At 62.3% G+C, this 16,885-nt stretch carries 14 protein-coding genes; 6 read left to right on the top strand and 8 right to left on the bottom strand.

The features are described from left to right. Window positions 1-52 precede the first annotated feature (52 nt). The 5 genes from KLP40_RS05350 to KLP40_RS05330 form a co-directional block, all read right to left on the bottom strand. The gene (locus KLP40_RS05350) at window positions 53-1,456 is read right to left on the bottom strand and encodes a sugar MFS transporter (protein WP_215592690.1); all 1,404 of its coding nucleotides are present in this window, start codon (window positions 1,454-1,456) and stop codon (window positions 53-55) included. Between the two features lie 103 nt (window positions 1,457-1,559). Then, window positions 1,560-2,261: an aquaporin gene (locus KLP40_RS05345; RefSeq protein ID WP_215592689.1), complete on the bottom strand. Its 702-nt coding sequence runs from the start codon at window positions 2,259-2,261 to the stop codon at window positions 1,560-1,562. 103 nt (window positions 2,262-2,364) lie between these two features. Beyond that, window positions 2,365-2,781: a DUF1810 domain-containing protein gene (locus KLP40_RS05340; protein WP_215592688.1), complete on the bottom strand. Its 417-nt coding sequence runs from the start codon at window positions 2,779-2,781 to the stop codon at window positions 2,365-2,367. A 99-nt stretch (window positions 2,782-2,880) separates the two neighbouring features. Further along, window positions 2,881-4,008 carry a Gfo/Idh/MocA family protein gene (locus KLP40_RS05335; RefSeq protein WP_215592687.1) on the bottom strand — a complete coding sequence of 376 codons (1,128 nt, stop codon included), beginning with the start codon at window positions 4,006-4,008 and terminating at the stop codon, window positions 2,881-2,883. A 199-nt stretch (window positions 4,009-4,207) separates the two neighbouring features. Further along, complete coding sequence (locus KLP40_RS05330; RefSeq protein WP_215592686.1) at window positions 4,208-4,615, bottom strand: hypothetical protein; 408 nt, start codon at window positions 4,613-4,615, stop codon at window positions 4,208-4,210. Between the two features lie 236 nt (window positions 4,616-4,851). Between KLP40_RS05330 and KLP40_RS05325 the strand changes: the two genes are divergently transcribed. Together KLP40_RS05325 and KLP40_RS05320 are read left to right on the top strand one after the other, a co-directional pair. After that, window positions 4,852-6,054, top strand: coding sequence for a THUMP domain-containing class I SAM-dependent RNA methyltransferase (locus KLP40_RS05325; RefSeq protein ID WP_215592685.1), 1,203 nt, complete (start codon window positions 4,852-4,854; stop codon window positions 6,052-6,054). Between the two features lie 196 nt (window positions 6,055-6,250). Continuing rightward, window positions 6,251-8,122: a glycoside hydrolase family 13 protein gene (locus KLP40_RS05320; protein ID WP_215592765.1), complete on the top strand. Its 1,872-nt coding sequence runs from the start codon at window positions 6,251-6,253 to the stop codon at window positions 8,120-8,122. A 174-nt stretch (window positions 8,123-8,296) separates the two neighbouring features. On the opposite strand, the gene KLP40_RS05315 is transcribed toward KLP40_RS05320, so the two are convergent. Further along, window positions 8,297-8,635 carry a four-helix bundle copper-binding protein gene (locus tag KLP40_RS05315; RefSeq protein ID WP_215592684.1) on the bottom strand — a complete coding sequence of 113 codons (339 nt, stop codon included), beginning with the start codon at window positions 8,633-8,635 and terminating at the stop codon, window positions 8,297-8,299. Window positions 8,636-8,902: 267 nt separating this feature from the next. On the opposite strand from KLP40_RS05315, the gene recQ reads away from it, so the two are divergent. The 4 genes from recQ to KLP40_RS05295 all read left to right on the top strand — a co-directional run bounded on the left by recQ (window position 8,903) and on the right by KLP40_RS05295 (window position 13,934). Beyond that, window positions 8,903-11,155: a DNA helicase RecQ gene (gene recQ, locus KLP40_RS05310; protein ID WP_215592683.1), complete on the top strand. Its 2,253-nt coding sequence runs from the start codon at window positions 8,903-8,905 to the stop codon at window positions 11,153-11,155. Window positions 11,156-11,505: 350 nt separating this feature from the next. Continuing rightward, window positions 11,506-12,321 (top strand): helix-turn-helix domain-containing protein, encoded by an 816-nt coding sequence (locus KLP40_RS05305; RefSeq protein ID WP_215592682.1) that lies wholly within the window; start codon window positions 11,506-11,508, stop codon window positions 12,319-12,321. Between the two features lie 165 nt (window positions 12,322-12,486). Continuing rightward, a complete protein-coding gene (locus tag KLP40_RS05300; protein WP_215592681.1) occupies window positions 12,487-13,206 on the top strand; it encodes a pirin family protein in 720 nt (239 codons plus the stop codon). An 8-nt stretch (window positions 13,207-13,214) separates the two neighbouring features. Further along, complete coding sequence (locus tag KLP40_RS05295) at window positions 13,215-13,934, top strand: GAF domain-containing protein (protein ID WP_215592680.1); 720 nt, start codon at window positions 13,215-13,217, stop codon at window positions 13,932-13,934. A gap of 97 nt (window positions 13,935-14,031) precedes the next feature. Here the strand turns inward: KLP40_RS05295 and KLP40_RS05290 are convergent, their stop codons facing one another. Continuing rightward, complete coding sequence (locus KLP40_RS05290; protein WP_215592679.1) at window positions 14,032-15,876, bottom strand: M2 family metallopeptidase; 1,845 nt, start codon at window positions 15,874-15,876, stop codon at window positions 14,032-14,034. Between the two features lie 61 nt (window positions 15,877-15,937). Further along, complete coding sequence (locus KLP40_RS05285; protein WP_215592678.1) at window positions 15,938-16,882, bottom strand: M90 family metallopeptidase; 945 nt, start codon at window positions 16,880-16,882, stop codon at window positions 15,938-15,940. Between the last annotated feature and the right edge of the window lie 3 nt (window positions 16,883-16,885).

Below are 16,885 nucleotides of genomic sequence, written 5' to 3'. Positions count from 1 at the left end.
GCAGAAGTGGCGCATGTTGCGGTCCAGGCAGCCGCCGGCCTGGCAGCTTCGCTTACCGCTGCACCCGGTAGCCGCTCAGGGCGTAGAAGAGCAGGTAGGCGTAGCAGAGGGCCGGCAGCACGAAGGCCACGCGCAGGCCGCCGCCGTGGGTGGAAATCAGGCCCATCAGGGGCGGGATGATGGCCCCGCCCACGATGGCCATGATGAGGTAGGAGGAGCCCTGCTTGGTGAAGCGGCCCAATCCGGTAATGGCCAGCGGGAACACCACGGGCCAGATAATGGCGTTGCACAGCCCACAGAGCACCACCAGCCACAGGGCCATTTCGCCCTGGCTGAAGATGGACAGCACCACCAGGGCCACGCCGGCGGCGCACACGCCCGCCAGCAGCTTGCGGGCATCGAAGCGGGTGAGCAGCGGAATGCCGAGGATGCGTCCCACCATCACCCCGAACCAGTAGGAGGCCACCAGCACCGCACCCACGGCCTTGGTGAAGCCGGCCGTGGTGTCCAGGGCCTCGGGCGTGTTGCCGAACAGGGCGGCGGCCCAGTTGGTGGCCAGGCTCAGCAGGCGCACCAGCTCCTGGGTGAAGCCGCTGAGCTGGGTGATATTCTGGGCCTCGCCGTAGCGGATAATGAACGAGCCGATGCCCACTTCCACGCCCACATACACGAAAATGGCCACCACGCCCAACGCCAGGTGGCGGAAGCTCAGGGCCGAGGAGCGGCCGGTTTCGGCGGCGGCCTGCGCGGCGGCCTCGTCCTCATCGGCGGGCAGGCTCTCGATTTCGGGCAACCGCACCAGGAAAAACAGGGCCGCCAGCACCGCCAGAAATACGGCCAGGCCTACGTACAGCGGCTTCACCAGCGTGGCTTCCTGGCTCAGGCGCTGCTCCAGGGGAAGTTGGGCCAGCTGGGCCTTGAGCACGGCCGAGCCCCCGAACAGAATCAGGCCACCGATGAGGGGCGAAATAGTGCCCCCCAGGCCGTTGGCCACGCCCACGATGCTCACCCGGCTGGCGGCGGTGCGGGCCGGACCGAGCACGCTCACGTAAGGGTTGGCCGCCACCTGCAGCAGCGTAATGCCGGCCCCCAGAAAGCTCAGCGCCAGCAGAAACAGCCCGAACGTGCGCGAATCAGCCGCCGGCACGAACAGCAGGGCCCCGGCGGCCATCACGAGCAGCCCCAGCACAATGCCGCGCTGAAACCCGAGCTTCTCCAGCACCCGTCCCGCCGGCAGCGACATCAGAAAGTAGGCCCCGAAAAAAGCCGATTGCACGGCCGTGGACTGGAAATCGGTGAGCTGGCACACGTCCTTGAGGTAGGGCATGAGCACGTCGTTGAAGTTGGTGACGGCCCCGAACAGGAAGAACAGGGTCGTCATCAGCAGCATCGGGCCCACGTAGGAGCGGGCGGCGGCCGGGGCGGCGGTAGGAGAGGCGGGGAGCGGAGCAGCCATGCGGAGGCGGGTTGGAAGTAAAAAAAGCCGGCCCTCGGGCCGGCTAAGCAATGCTACGGAGTTTTTGCCAGAAGTGCAGCGGGCCGGGTCAGTCCTCACAAGCTCAGGCCTGGCCCGAATCAACCCTGCCTTCCGTCGTTATTTCGGCCTCCAATATCTCCCGCGCCGGGCGGGTCAGGAACTTCCAGGTGAATACCGCCCCGATAGCCCCGGCCGTGGGCGCCACCAGGTACAGCCACAAATGCTCCAGGTGGCCCGACACCAGGGCCGGCGAGAAGGAGCGGGCCGGGTTCATGGAGGCCCCGCAGATGGGGCCCGCGAACATGGCTTCCAGCAGCACCACCGCCCCGATGGCCAGGCCCGCGAACATGCCCTGCTCCTTGGAGCCGTGGGCCACGTTCATAATCACGAGCATCAGGAAGTAGGTCAGGATGAATTTCAGCACGAAGGACTGCAGCTCCGAACCGGCCGGCAGGGTGGCGCCCAGCAGCGCGTTGCCCGGAAACAGCAGCCGCAGCACGCTGCTGGCCAGCACCGCCCCCGCCAACTGACTGATAATATACGGCAGCACCTGCCGCGCCGGAAACTTGCCCGCCACGGTAAAGGCCAGGGTCACGGCCGGGTTGAAGTGAGCCCCGGAAATGGTGCCCAGCGCGTAAATCATCGACATCACCACCAGCCCGAAGGTAATGGCCACGCCCACGTGGGTAATGGCGCCGTTACTTTCCTGGTTGATGATGATGGCCCCGGTCCCGCAGAACAGGATGGCAAAGGTGCCGAGCACTTCGGAAACGTATTTCTGCATGAACAGGGAGAACGGGCGGAACAGCGTCCCGCAAGAAAGGCGTTTTTGCGTTCCGGCCCGCACTGCGCCGCGCAATAAACATCCCAGCCCGGTACGGGGCCGCTCAGCGACCCAGCAACCGCAGCGTCTGCGGGTCCGGCTGATCGCCAAAGAACCGCGCCAGTACCTGCCCGAATACCGGTGCCGCCCCCGGCACGGCCCCGAACAAGGTCATCGAGGAGCGCAGCTTCACATCATCAGGGCTACCGAAAATACGGGTGGCATCGGTCGAAGGCAGGTCCAGCAGGGCCCGGCTGATGGTTTCCAGCCGCGGCCCCAGCACCGGGTGGGCCAGGTAGGCGGCGGCTTCCTCGGCGTCCCGGATGGCGTAGAACCGGGCCGTTTCGCTCCGGCCCAAACCCTGAATCTGGGGGAAGATGAACCACATCCAGTGGCTGCGCTTGCGGCCGCTCCGGATTTCCGCCAGGGCTGTTTCGTAGCTGGATTGCTGGGCGTCGAGGAAGCGTTGGAGCGTAGGCATGCGACAGGAAGAGGAACGCTGCGAGGGAATGATGAAAATGGGAATCCGGGTGCGGGCCGGCCGGGCGCGGCGCTACAGCCCCGGCCGGGCGGCCGCAGATCAGGCCAGCTCCACGCGCCGGCCGGTGCGGGCGGCCTCGTAAATGCCCTCGATAACGCGCATGTCCTTCAGGCCTTCCTCGCCCGAGATATGGTCGGGCAGGGGCTGGCCCTGCAGCAGGAGCCGGCCAATGCCGTCGAGCTGGGCGGCCTGCTGGTTGATGACGGGAAAGTCGAACACCTTTTCGCTCGTGCGGCCCCGGAACGGCCCGTAGCTCAGGCCCGGACTCAGCTCGAAAAAGCCCCGCTCCGCCGCCGCGTAAAACCGGTCGATGTTGCAGTTGGAGGTAGTCGTGGACGTGCCGATGGCCCCGCTCGGAAACTGCAGCTGCCAGCTGATATTTTCTTCCACCTCCGTGAACAGTTCGGGCATGGTCACGGGGCCGAACTGGGCCGTGACGGCCGTGGGCTCCTCGCCCAGCACGTAGCGGTTGCTCTGGATGCAGTACACGCCCAGGTTCATCAGCGGGCCGCCGCCGGCCAGAGCTTTTTTCAGGTGCCAGTCGTCGGGCGGGGTGCCGGCCAGGTTGTAGCCCAGGGAGGCTTCGATGAGCCGCACCGGCCCGAATACCTTCTGCTGGCCCAGTCGTTTGATTTCCAGGTGGTGAGGCTCGTAGTGCAGGCGGTAGCCCACGGCCAGCTGCACGCCCGCCTGCCGGCAGGCCGCTATCATTTCGCGGCAGTCGGCCATCGTGAAGGCCATGGGCTTCTCCACGATGACGTGCTTGCCCGCCCGGGCCGCCCGCAGCGTGTATTCCTTGTGCAGGCCGTTGGGCAGCACCACGTACACCAGATCGATGCTCTTGTTGCGGGCAATCTGGTCGAAGTTTTCGTAAGTGTAGATGTTCTTGTCCGGCAGGTTGTACTTCGCTTTCCAGGCGGCCGCCTTGGCGGGCGTGCCCGTAACGATGCCCGCCAGCGTGCAGTACTCGGATTCCGCCAGGCCCTTGGCCAGAATATTGGCGTAGCGACCCAGGCCACACAAGGCCACATTGAGCTTCTTGCTGGCGTACGCCGGCTGCTTGCGGGCGGGGTGAGGCGCAAAGCCAGCCAGTGCCGGCAGCACCGTGGCCGAACCCAGGCCGAGCCCGAGGTTTTTAACGAAGGAACGGCGGGAAGTTGTTTTCATGGAGGATTAAGTAGATTGTTAAATTACTAAGAAGTGTTCTCTATTTATAATTTTAGTTATTTAACGGTTCGTGGCTTTGCGTTTGCAAAGTCTTCAAAGCAAAAAAAATATAATTTTTTGACAAATTTTTTAGGAGTAAAAGAAATCTTCAAGTTTGTGCATCAGTGCGTTTGGTGTAGGGATCCGTGTTAATGGCTGGCTATTCATTTCTGCCCAGTTTCTTGATTATTATGTTTTTACGTTTGTTAGTGAATAGTTTAACCCAAGACATAACTATAGCATCATATCCGTTTGATTTTTTTGTTTCTTCTGGTGTTAGGCGCACGAAAAAAATTTGCGGTGGTAAGTCTTTGTCTACCCAAGGTTTAATATAATTCGTAAAATATTTCTGTTTAGAAATTAATATACTGCCAGAATTGCCTGTCGCAAAGGCAATCTTCTTGTTTTTAAAGTTAAAGGTGTCTCTGCTATTTTTTAGAAATGAATTAAGAAATTCGACTTCTTGTCTGTTCAAGATTAAATCATTGTCTATTCCCAGGCTATCAGTCGATTGTGCAAATGCATTTCCTGTGATTGTGCTTAATACTATTAAGGTCAATGTTTTCATGGTTTATTGTCCTGATTTAGCAATCTATAGCAGTTTTGTGAACGGTAAACACCCGATGTAGAGACGCGTATTCGCGTCTCATCGTTGAACTTCTCTATATCGGGTGTCTACCGTTCACGAAACCGCTATAGATTGTCACTAACATCCTGATACCCGCTACCCGCCTATATTCGTCGCTCCAAGATACACGGTTGCCCCAGATTCCCGACCTTTGCGGCTTCACCTGAACCTGACCTATGTCCGCTAACCGCCGCGCCGAACCGTTTTACATGACCGCCACCACCCAGTTCGGGCTGGAGGAAGTGCTGGCCCAGGAGCTGCGCGGGCTGGGTGCTCAGATTGAGAAAATCGGGCAGCGGGCTGTGGAGTTCACCGGCAACCAGCAGCTGCTCTACGAAGCCTGCCTGTGGTGCCGCACGGCCATGCGCATCCTGCGGCCCTTCGCCGGCTTCCACGCCCGCGACGAAAAAGCCCTCTACCGCGAAGTCGGCCGCCTCGACTGGAGCAAGTACCTGCGCCTCGACCAGACGTTTGCCATCACGGCCGTGGTCAACAAATCCACCTTCGAGCACTCCCTGTTCGTGGCCCAGCTCACCAAGGACGCCATCGTGGACCAGTTCCGCAACCGCACCGGCGAGCGGCCCAGCGTGGACGTGAAAAACCCCGACATCCGCCTGCACCTGCACATGATTGAAAACGAGGTGGTGCTCAGCCTCGATGCCTCCGGCGAATCCCTGCACAAGCGCGGCTACCGCCAGCAAACCAACGTGGCCCCGCTCAACGAGGCCCTGGCCGCCGGCCTGCTGCTGCTGGCCGGCTGGGACGGCAAAACGACTCTCATCGACCCCATGTGCGGCTCGGGTACCCTGCTCACGGAGGCGGCGCTCATGGCCCAGCGCATCGCCCCCGGCCTCTACCACCAGGGCAAATTCGGGTTCGAGAACTGGGCCGATTTCGATGCCACGCTCTGGGAAACGGTGCTCTTCGATGCCCGCCAGATGCGCCTGGAGGAGCCCCAGTGCTACCTCGGCGGCTCCGACCTGAGCCGGGAGTTCATCGAGCTGGCCCGCGAAAACGTGGCCGCCGCCGACGTGGAGGACTTCATCCGGCTGGGCGTGCGCGACGTGAAGGACGCCGTGGCTCCGGCCCGCGAGGAGCCCGGTATCGTCATCATGAACCCGCCCTACGGGGAGCGAATCGGGGAGGAAACGGAGATGGACGCCCTCTACAAAACCATCGGCGACACGCTCAAAACCAACTTCCAGGGCTACGACGCCTACATTTTCACCGGCAACCTGGAGGCGGCCAAGCGCATCGGCCTCAAAGCCTCGCGCCGTATCCCGCTCTACAACGGCCCCATCGACTGCCGTCTGCTGAAGTACGAGCTCTACCGCGGCTCGCGCAAAGTGGTGAAGGAAGGCGAGGAGGGAGGCGAGTAGGGGGGTAGAGGAACAAAACCAAAAAACGGTCATCCTGAGCGGAGCGAAGGATCCACTCATGTGAGAACGGGAATCGTACCGACGACTCGTTCCAGCGCGAGAGAATGCTTCGCTCCGCTCAGCATGACCGTTTTTTGTCCCCTGATTCATCGTCGCCTGCTTATCTTACTGCCCCATCCGACTACCGTTCTCTATGATGAAGAAACTTCTGCTGCTCTGGCTGCTGCTGCCGCTGCTGGCTTCGGCCCAGTCCATCACCCGCGTGAACCCCACCAACTGGTGGGTGGGCATGAAAGACCCCCACGTGCAGCTGCTCGTGTACGGCCCCCGGGCCGGCTCGCTCACGTACACGGTGAACTACCCCGGCGTGACGCTCACTAAGGCCAGCACAACGGAAAACCCCAACTACGCCTTCCTCGACCTCACCATCGGCCCCGAGGCCAAGCCCGGCCAGGTGGCGCTGGTGGGCCGCGGCGGCAGGCGCACCGTGACGCAGAAGTGGGAGCTGCGCGCCCGCGACAACCGCCCCAAAGGCCAGGGCGTAACCCAGGCCGACCTGATTTACCTGGCCATGCCCGACCGGTTCGCCAACGGCGACCCCAAAAACGATAAGTTCTCGGACCTGGCCGACCCCAACGCCGACCGCGCCAACCCCTTCTACCGCCACGGCGGCGACCTGGCCGGCGCGGCCCAGCGCCTGAATTACCTGAAAGACCTCGGCGTAACGGCCGTGTGGTTTACGCCCGTCATCGAAAACAACCAGCCCCTGACCAACGAGGGCGGCGCCATGCGCTCGGCCTACCACGGCTACGGCTTCACCGACCACTATACCGTGGACCGGCGCCTGGGCGGCAACGAGGCCTACCGCAACTTTGTGCAGAACGCCCACAACCTGGGCCTGAAAGTGGTGCAGGATGCCGTGTATAACCACGTGGGCATCAACCACTGGCTGGTGAAGGATCTGCCCTCCAAGGACTGGCTGCACCAGTGGCCCACCTATACCAACACGAGCTACCGCCAGCAGCCCATCACCGACCCCCACGCCGCCCAGATTGACCGCCTCGTGACCACCGACGGCTGGTTCGTGCCCTTCCTGCCCGACCTCAACCAGCAGAACCCCTACGTGGCCAACTTCCTGATTCAGCACGCGCTCTGGTCGGTGGAAATGTTCGGGGTGGATGCCTGGCGCATTGATACCTACATGTACAACGACCAGCCCTTCATGAACCGCTGCAACGCGGCCCTGCTGGCCGAGTACCCCAACATCCACATCTTCGGCGAATCATCGGTGACCAGCATCGTGGACCAGGCCTACTACGTGCGCAACAAGATTGACTTCCCCTTCAAGTCCAACCAGCCCGGCGGCCTCGATTTCGTGCTCGAAAACGCCATGCTGGCCGGTCTGAAGGAAGTGGGCACGCCCGCCGCCACCGGCTGGGACGGGGGCGCCCAGAAGGTGTACCAGGCCCTGGCCCAGGACGCCGTGTATCAGGACCCCACCCGGCTCGTGACTTTCATCGACAACCACGACCACAACCGCTTCCTCTCGGAAGTAGGCGAGGACGTGGACCGCTTTAAAATGGGCCTGACCTGGCTGCTGACCACCCGCGGCATCCCGAGCATCTACTACGGCACCGAAATCCTGATGAAGAACTTCAAGGACCCCTCCGATGCCGAAGTGCGCCGCGACTTCCCCGGCGGCTTCCCCGGCGACAAGGAGAACAAGTTTACCGCCGCCGGCCGCACAACGGCCGAAAACGACGCCTTCAACTTCGTGCGGACCCTGGCCAACTACCGCAAAACCCACCCCGCCCTTAGCTCGGGCCAGCTCATGCAGTACCTGCCCGAAAACGGCCTTTACGTGTACTTCCGCTACGATGCCACCGGCACCGTGCTGGTGGCCACCAACACCACCGATAAGCCCGCCGCCCTGCCCACGGCCCGCTTCACGGAGCGCATGAGCGGCTTCACGAAGGCCCAAAACGTGCTGACCGGGGAGAGCGTGGCCGATTTGAGCACCCTGCAGCTGCCCGCCAAAACGGCCGTGGTGCTGGAGCTGGGCAAGTAGCCCTTACTTCGCGTGCCGTTGAACGGCAACGTCATAAATAAAAGGCCGTCATCCTGAGCGGAGCGAAGGATCTTACCACGTTGAAACGAGTCGTTCGTATGTGGTAAGATCCTTCGCTCCGCTCAGGATGACGGTCTTTTTTTAGCTACCTAATGGGGCTTACTTTCGCTTGCCTTACTGCTGGTAGCTCTTGCAGGCTTCTACGCAGGCGCGGCAGGCCTCGGCGCAGCGCTGGCAGTGGTCGTGCTGGTGCTGGCCGCACTCGTCGGCGCACTTCTGGCAGATTTCGATGCACTCCCGGAGCACGTGCTGGGCGTGGGCGGAGCCGCGGGCAATGAAGGCGTGGGTGAGGCGGCAGATGTCGGCGCAGTCCCGGTCGAGGCGGATGCAGGGCACCATCATCTGGATGTCGTCTTCGTGCAGGCAGGCGGTGGCGCACATCTCGCAGGCGGCGATGCAGCGGGCGAGGGCGTCAAGAACGGTTTGGTTCTGGGAGGCGGAAGACTGGGTCATACGGATTGGAATTTGAGGAATGTGTTAAATGTGTTGAATGTGGAAGCTGGATGAAGTGGTTTGATAGGATAACAGTGAGGCTGACTACCCTCACATGCTCACATTTCCCACATTCTGCACATTCATTTTCCGCATTCTGCACATTGGCAATACGGCTGCCTGGCCCGGTTCGCCGTGCACGATTCGGGGGCCTTCGTGCACGATTCCCGCCCCGGGTGGGTTATCTTCCTGCTTTCACCCCGCCGCAATTCGCCCTATCTTTACCTTATGTTATTCGCCGCCGAACCCCTCGCCCCAACCATCGAATCTGCCCGCAAAGTCCTCAAGCAGTACTACGGCTACGACGCGTTCCGGCCCATGCAGGAGGATATTATCCGTAATATCATGGGCGGGCAGGATACGGTGGTGCTCATGCCCACCGGGGGCGGCAAAAGCATCTGTTTCCAGGTGCCGGCCGTGGTGCAGGAAGGCGTCTGCATTGTGGTGTCGCCCCTGATTGCCCTCATGAAGGACCAGGTGGAGGCCCTCAAGGCCAACGGTATTCCGGCCGCCTACATCAACTCCAGCATTGGCTCCAGCGAGGCCAACAACATTGCCGCCGACTGCCTCAACGGCCACCTCAAGCTGCTCTACGTGAGCCCCGAGAAGCTGCTCTCCGACGGCTTTTTGTCGTTTATCCGGCGGCTGCGGGTGAGTATGTTCGCCATCGATGAGGCCCACTGCATCAGCTCCTGGGGCCACGATTTCCGGCCCGAGTACACCCAGCTGCGGGTGCTGCGCGACCAGTTTCCGCAGGTGCCCATCATCGCCCTCACCGCCACCGCCGACCGCCTCACCCGCCGCGACATTCAGCAGCAGCTGCGCCTGAACAAGCCCAAGGTGTTTCTCTCCAGCTTCGACCGGCCCAACCTCAACCTCATCGTGCGGCCCGGCCAGGATCGGGTGGGCGGCATCCTGGAGTTTCTCGAGCGCCACCAGGGCGAATCGGGCATTATTTACTGCCTGAGCCGCAAGCAGTGCGAAACCCTGGCCCAGAAGATTCAGGCCAAGGGCATCAAGGCCGGCTACTACCACGCCGGGCTCACGCCCAACCAGCGCGGGGCCGTGCAGGAAGGCTTCCTCAAGGACGATTTGCAGGTCATTGTGGCCACCATCGCCTTCGGCATGGGCATCGACAAGAGCAACGTGCGCTGGGTGATTCACTACAACCTGCCCAAGAACATCGAGGGTTACTACCAGGAAATCGGGCGGGCCGGCCGCGACGGGGCCCCGGGCACGGCCGTGCTGTTCTACAGTTTTGCCGACGTGATGAGCCTGCGCGACATGCTCACCAAGGAAAACCCCCAGCTTAACCAGCTCAACCTCACCAAGCTGGAGCGCATGCAGCAGTTCGCCGAGGCCGCCGGCTGCCGCCGCCGCATCCTGCTCAACTACTTCGGCGAAACCCTGCCCCAAGACTGCGGCAACTGCGACATCTGCCGCAACCCGCCCACCACCTTCGACGGCACCGAGCTTGCCCAGAAGGCCCTGTCGGCGGTGGTGCGGGGGCGGGAGCGGCTCAGCATCAGCCTGCTGATCGACGTGCTGCGGGGCATGCGCAATCAGGCCGTGCTCAGCGGGGGCTTCGACCAGATTAAAACCTACGGCGCGGGCCGCGACCTGCCCTATCTCGACTGGTACAGCTACGTGCACCAGATGCTCAACGACGGACTCCTGTTCATTGCCTACGAGGAAGGCTACGCGCTCAAAATCACGGACCTGGGCCGGGAAGTGCTCCAGGGCCAGCGGCCGGTGTCGATGAAGAAATTCCAGCCCGCCGAAAAGGCCGAGAAGAAACCCCGGGGCCGCAAAGCCGCCGCTGCCGCGCCCGCGCCGGCCTCGCGCGAGGCCCAACTCTTCGAGGCTTTGCGCGCCCTGCGCAAGCGCATCGCCGACGAGCAGGGCGTGCCACCCTACGTCATCTTCACCGATTCCACGCTCCAGGAAATGGCGGCCGAGCGGCCCGTCAACCGAGTGGCCATGCTGGGCATCTCGGGCGTGGGCATGAAGAAGTTCGAGAACTATGGGGAGGCCTTCATCCGGGAGGTGCTGGCCCACGGCGGCAACCCCGCCGCCCAGACCGAGTTCGACGACGACCTGCCCCCGCGCCTCGACCCCGACGATGCAGGCGCGCCCCGCGCCGCCGTGAAAAAGGAGGTGAACACCGAGGCCGGCTCCACCGTGGACGCCACCTACCAGCTCCACCGCATGGGCCTGAGCCCGGAAGCCATTGCCGAGCGCCGGGGGCTGGCCCTGAGCACTGTGCAGAGCCACCTCACCACCCTCTACACCAAAGGTTTCGACCTGCGCCTGGAGGACTTTCTTTCCACCCAGGACCTGGCCAACATCCAGACCGCGGTGGCCCAGCTTGGCGGTCAGCCCCTGCTCCGCGACCTGTTCGACCACCTACGCGAAGACTACGACTACTTCCGCCTGCGCCTAGCCCAGCACTATTTCCGCCGCCTGCGCGGGGAAGCGTAGGGCTGGGGTGTCAGAAGGATAAAAACGAAACGTCAGGCAGAGCGCTGCGAAGAATCTTGCGGGCTGACATTGTCCAGATAGCCTGCTTTTTAGGTTACGATTACAACGTCAGCCCGCGAGACTCTTCGCTGCGCACTGCCTGACGTTCTTTTCACTGAGCAATGGCGTGCGTTAGGCCAATTATGGGGAGGCTAATGTCGGGTTTGCTTAACGCACTGGTTTGTGGTGCAGCGCAAAAATTTTAGTAAAATTTTCAGCTAATTGAATTAGTATTCCCGTAACGGAGTTCCTATCTTCGTGAGCCGGTAATTGCTTGCCGTTGCAGCCTCATTCCCCGGCTCCCCTGCGTTATGATTAACACCAACCTCAAATTCTGGCGGCGCGAACTGAGCCTTACGCAGGCCCAGATGGCCGAAAAACTCGGCATCAAACGCTCCCTTGTGGGCGCTTACGAGGAGGGCCGGGCCGAACCCAAGCTGGCTACCCTCGTGAACATGGCCCGCCTGTTCGGCATCACGCTGGACGCGCTGGTGACCACCGACTTTAGCAAGAAAAAGAACGCCAAAGCCGCCGCCCAGCTGCAGGCCCAGCAGGCCCAGCTGGCCCCCGCCGAAACCAGCAACAGCCGCCCCGGCGGCAATCTGCGCATTCTGGCCCTGACCGTGGACCGCGACCAGAATGAGAACATTGAGCTGGTGCCCCAGAAAGCCGCCGCCGGCTACCTCAACGGCTACGCCGACCCCGAGTACCTGGAGGAGCTGCCCAAGTTCCGGTTGCCCATGCTGGGTAGCTCCGGCACGTTCCGGGCCTTCGAAATTGCCGGCGACTCCATGCTGCCCATTGCCAGCGGCACCGTGATTGTGGGCCGCTACGTGGACGACTGGCTGGGTATCAAGGATGGCACGCCCTGCATCATCGTCAGCGGCAAGGAGGGCATCGTGTTCAAGCGCGTGTTCAACCGCCTCAAGGACGATGCCATGCTGGCCCTGCACTCCGACAACCCCCTCTACTCGCCCTACCAGATTGACGTGGAGGACGTGGTGGAAATCTGGGAAGCCAAGGCCTACATCAGCAGCACCTTCCCTATTGCCGACCTCTCGCTGACCCGCTTGGCCAGCATCGTGCTCGACCTGCAGCAGCAGGTATCGACTATGAAAAAAGTGTAAATCCCGGCTTCGTCAGTCGTTGGGCGCCAGGCCCCGCTATTCGCTCCGGCGGATGGCGGGGCTTGTTGCTGAACGGTGCTTTGGCCGGGCTTACTGCCGGCCGGGCTTAACTTCCGGCCCGCGGCTGCGTACGTTCAGGCACTATTCACTTCTCTCTGCCTGCTCATGTTCCAGCTCATTCCCGCTTCCAACCGTTACCACGCCGCGCCCGTCAACTGGCTCAGCAGCTACTTCCTGTTCAGCTTCGCCGACTATCACGACCCGCAGAACGTATATTTCGGGCCCCTGCGGGTGTTCAACGACGATACCGTCCAGGGTAATGCCGGTTTCCCTCAGCACCCGCACTCTGAGATGGAAATTGTGACCCTGGTGCTCGAAGGCGAGCTGCGCCACGAGGACACGATGGGCAACCGCAGCACCATCACCCGCGGGGAAGTGCAGCGCATGACGGCCGGCACCGGCCTGGCCCACTCTGAACTCAACGGCACCGACCGGCCGGCCCACATCTACCAGCTCTGGTTTCTGCCCAACCAAAAGGGCCTGGCGCCCAGCTACGAGCAGAAGGACGTAGATTTCCTCGATACCAAAAACGAGCTGGTGCCCCTGGTTTCGGGCCAGAAAGTGCTCGAGGACGTGGTGTACATGAACTCGAACAGTACCATTTACTGGTGCAATCTGCGGGAAGAAAAAACCGTCACGTTCAAAACTTTTCCCATCCGCAATACTTTCATTTACATCAAGGAAGGCTCCCTGTTTGTAGGTGGCGTGGAGGCCGGCCCCAACGACCAGCTGCGCATCACGGAGGAGCGCGTGCTCGAAATTCAGGCTACCAAGGACGCCCAGTTCATCCTTATCGACCTGCCCGCCTCCGAAGCCAATTATTAATCCCCTGCATGAATACCCAATTCCCGGCCACTCTGATTCCAACGGACGAAGCCGTCCGGCTGCGGACCCTGCACGCCTACCAGATTGCGGGCACCACGCCCGAGCCCATTTTTGACGATTACGTGGCCTGGGCCGCCCAACTCTTCAGTACGCCCATTGCCCTGATTTCTTTGGTTGACGGCGAGCAGGTGCACTTCAAGGCCCTTACCGGCATTGAGGGCATTTCGGTGCTGCCCCGCACCGACAGCATGTGCTCGGCCGCCATTCTGCCAGATGAGCCCATTGTGGTTTCCGATTACAGAGCCGAAAGCTGTGACCTCATCAAGCCCGACGTGGCTCAGGCCCAGGGCCTGAACTTCTACGCCGGCTCGGCCCTGCGCATGCCCGACGGTTCGCGCATCGGCATGATGGCCGTTATCGGGCGCGAGTACCGTAGCCTGTCGGCGGAAGAGGAAACTGTGCTGACCCAACTGGCCGGCCTCATCAGCCGCACCATTGAGCTGCGCTTCCAGTACCTGCAGGCCGGCCTGTCCGACGACTGGGAAGCTGCCCAGCAGGAGCTGGCCGGGACGCTCGACGACAACGCCGCTCTCACCCGCTACCTTACCACCCGCAACAACGGCCTCAACCTCGACGACGACGAAATCCGCGACCTGGTGCTGCGCCGCCTCGCCGGAGTAGCCAAGGTGCTGGACCGCCGCCTGAAGGAAACGGGCAAGGCGGCTTAGACTAACCTTGGATTATCCGCAAGGAACACCAAAAAAAGGGCTGACACCACGGTGTCAGCCCTTTTTTTGGTGTTTGGTTTAGCCCTGTGGCAGCCGGCTACATCGTGTATTTGCGGCCTTTGTTTTTCTCTTTCAGGTAGGCCATCAGGGGCTGGAAGTACTCGACCATGGCGCGGGCCGAGAGGTCTTCGCCGGTTTTGTCCTTGAGCACGGTGCGCCAGTCCTTGCTCGCGCCGGGCCGCATGATGTCGGCCAGGAAGGCGCCCACTTCCTGGTTGCCGTAGTAGTTGGTGGCGTGTGGGTCCTGCTTGAGGATGTTTTTGGCGATGTGGTCATGGAGCTGGAACAGGATGATGTAGCTCAGGGCGTAGTCGTAGTACTGGGCCGGGTCGTCGTTGATGTGGGTTTTGGTGGCCGGGTCGAGGAACTGCTCCCCGCGCGCGGTGGGCGGCACGATGCCCTGGTACTGCTTGGCCAGCTCCCACCAGCGGGCGTTGAGCTGGTCAGGGGCGAGGTTATCGGCGTAGAAGCTGTTCTCCCACTCGCTCATCACGCCCGAGGCAAACGGAATGAACACCACCGAGCCCAGCGCCTCCTTGAGCAAGGACTGCATCTCGTCGGTTTTCACCTGAGGGTCAATCAAACCCAGACCGGCCAGGAAGGGCTTCTGGCGGGCCGCCAGGCCCATGAGCGAGCCCATGGCCTCGTGGTAGGCGCGGTTGGCGCCCCCGCGCAGCAGCACCGGCACCTCGGGGTTGGTGTAGGTGAGGTAGTAGTAGATGTGGCCCAGCTCGTGGTGGGTGGTTTCGTACCACTCGGTGTTGGGCTCCACGCTCATCAGGCTGCGCACGTCCTGGTCGAGGTCGAGGTGCCAGGCCGAGGCGTGGTTGTTCTTCTTGTAATCGGCGCCTTTGGGCAGGGGGTAGAGGCTGGATTTGGTGTAGAACGAGGCCGGCAGGGCCGGGAAACCCAGGCTCTGGTAGAAGCGCTCGGCCTGCTGCACCTGCCACTCGGAGCCTTTTTTGGCCAGCACCGGGTCGAGGTCGAGGCCCTTCACGTCCACCATGCTGCTCCAGTCCTGGCCCCAGCGGTTGGGCAGCCAGGAGGCGGGCAGGTAGTCGGGCACCTGCTTCACGCCGTATTGGCGGGCCAGCTCGTAGCGGGCGTAGGTGTGCAGCTCGCGGTAGAGGGGGCGCAGCTCGTCGTTGAGCTTGCGCACCAGCGTCATCATCTCCTCCCGGCTCAGACCGTAATCGGAGGCCTGGTAGGTGAAGTAGTCGGGGTAGCCCAGGGCCTGCACCGTCTGGTTGCGCAGGCTGCGCAGGTTCAGCAGGCCGGGCTTGAGCGTCGGCCCGATTTCCTTGCTGGCTTCCCAGATCTGCTGGCGCCGGGCCGGGTTCTTCTCCTGGCGCAGCAGCTCATCCAGGTCGTTGGTCGTGACGGACTTGCCGGCGAATTTGTAGTCGAAGCCGTAGAGCTTTTCGGTTTGCTGGGTTTCGGCCTTGATGCGGACCGACACTACGTCGGCAATGGTCTGGGGCGAGTTGGCAGCGTTGTAGAGGGCCGTTTCCAGCTGCTTGACCTGAATTTCGGTCAGCTCGGCCTTGTGGGCCAGCAGCTCGCGCAGGCGGGTAATGTTTGCCGTAGAGCCGGTGAAGGCGGCCAGGCGTTCATTGGCCCGGGCCGTGGCCCCGGCGTTGGCCGTGTCGCCGGCCACAATGTGGGTGTTGGAGCGCCACTCCGCCTCCGCCGAAGCGGTGTAAAGACGCTGGTATTCGGCCGAATAGCTGTCGAGAAAGGTTTGGGCCAGCGCCGGCCAGTTGGGCATGGCCGGGGCCGGCTGGGCGGCGGGCGGCGCGGTGGCAACCGGGGCCTTGGCTGTGGGTGCGCAGGCCGAGAGCAGCACGGCGGCGGTCAGCACGGAAAGGAAGGTTTTCTGCATGAAGGGCGGGGCAAATGAGCGGCTAAAATACGCCAATACCCCGCAACCGTCCGCCCGGTCCCTACGCCGGGGCTTCTTCCTGCTGCAAGTGGCAGTCTTTGTACTTCTTGCCGCTGCCGCAGGGGCAGGGCGAGTTGCGACCGAACTTGCGGCGGCTGCGAATGGACTTAAGCCACTCACGCGGATCGGTGGTCAGGCGGCGAAAGCGGCTTTTGGGGTTCTGGCGGAAGGCCAGCAGCAGCAGCCCGTACAGCTCCGGGTGGTGCTGCTGGAGCTTCTCGGGCTTCTCGAAGAAATACTCCGTTACGACGGCAAAGAACTCGGCCTCGTTGGTGCCCGCGTAGTCATTGATTTCGGAGTTGCCGGCCCGGATGGCCTCTATCTCACGGGCCATCAGGGCCTCCCATTCCGGCCGCAGGGCGGCGGGCAGGGCCAGACCAGGCACGCCGTCAATCACGCCGTCGGCCTCGTCGAGCAGGTGGGCAAACTCGTGGATGCCCACGTTCTGCTTGTCCATGGCATCCTGAAAACCGCGCTCCAAAGAGCTTTTCGACAGGCGCATGTAGTGGGAAGTCTGGAAGCCCTGCACGCTGCCGAGCAGGGTGCCTTCGAGGCCCACGTATTCCTTGTTGGGGTCGCGCTGTAGAGTCCAGGCGTCGGGCACCACCAGCACCTCACTCAGGTTGGCATACTCCCAGTCGGGAAACCCGAACACCGGAATAATGGCCGAAGCCGCCACCAGCAGGCGGGTGGTGTCGTCGATGTCGGTCTGGATACCGGTAATGCGGGTCTGGGCCAGAAACACCTGCACCCGCTGCTCAAAGCGCGGTTTATCCATGTCCGAGAGGGACAGGTAAAATGCCACTCGCTCGGCGAGTACCTGCCGCCAGGCGGCCGGAAAGTCTGCGGCCAGGGCGGCCTGCTTGCGGCGGGCATCCTGGGTGAGGTAGCGGTAAAAAAAGAAGGCCACTAGGGCCAGGAAAGCAAAAAATACAACGTAGGGCATAGC

Source organism: Hymenobacter piscis (assembly GCF_018760735.1).
Lineage (GTDB): Bacteria > Bacteroidota > Bacteroidia > Cytophagales > Hymenobacteraceae > Hymenobacter > Hymenobacter piscis.
This window is presented reverse-complemented; position numbering and strand designations above follow the sequence as displayed.

Bases quoted from the DNA above. Each gene is read 5' to 3' on its own strand.
- KLP40_RS05350 (WP_215592690.1), bottom strand. From the start codon at position 1,456: ATGGCTGCTCCGCTCCCCGCCTCTCCTACCGCCGCCCCGGCCGCCGCC.
- KLP40_RS05320 (WP_215592765.1), top strand. From the start codon at position 6,251: ATGAAGAAACTTCTGCTGCTCTGGCTGCTGCTGCCGCTGCTGGCTTCG.
- KLP40_RS05305 (WP_215592682.1), top strand. From the start codon at position 11,506: ATGATTAACACCAACCTCAAATTCTGGCGGCGCGAACTGAGCCTTACG.
- recQ (WP_215592683.1), top strand. From the start codon at position 8,903: ATGTTATTCGCCGCCGAACCCCTCGCCCCAACCATCGAATCTGCCCGC.
- KLP40_RS05315 (WP_215592684.1), bottom strand. From the start codon at position 8,635: ATGACCCAGTCTTCCGCCTCCCAGAACCAAACCGTTCTTGACGCCCTC.
- KLP40_RS05285 (WP_215592678.1), bottom strand. From the start codon at position 16,882: ATGCCCTACGTTGTATTTTTTGCTTTCCTGGCCCTAGTGGCCTTCTTT.
- KLP40_RS05330 (WP_215592686.1), bottom strand. From the start codon at position 4,615: ATGAAAACATTGACCTTAATAGTATTAAGCACAATCACAGGAAATGCA.
- KLP40_RS05290 (WP_215592679.1), bottom strand. From the start codon at position 15,876: ATGCAGAAAACCTTCCTTTCCGTGCTGACCGCCGCCGTGCTGCTCTCG.
- KLP40_RS05325 (WP_215592685.1), top strand. From the start codon at position 4,852: ATGTCCGCTAACCGCCGCGCCGAACCGTTTTACATGACCGCCACCACC.
- KLP40_RS05295 (WP_215592680.1), top strand. From the start codon at position 13,215: ATGAATACCCAATTCCCGGCCACTCTGATTCCAACGGACGAAGCCGTC.
- KLP40_RS05340 (WP_215592688.1), bottom strand. From the start codon at position 2,781: ATGCCTACGCTCCAACGCTTCCTCGACGCCCAGCAATCCAGCTACGAA.
- KLP40_RS05335 (WP_215592687.1), bottom strand. From the start codon at position 4,008: ATGAAAACAACTTCCCGCCGTTCCTTCGTTAAAAACCTCGGGCTCGGC.
- KLP40_RS05345 (WP_215592689.1), bottom strand. From the start codon at position 2,261: ATGCAGAAATACGTTTCCGAAGTGCTCGGCACCTTTGCCATCCTGTTC.
- KLP40_RS05300 (WP_215592681.1), top strand. From the start codon at position 12,487: ATGTTCCAGCTCATTCCCGCTTCCAACCGTTACCACGCCGCGCCCGTC.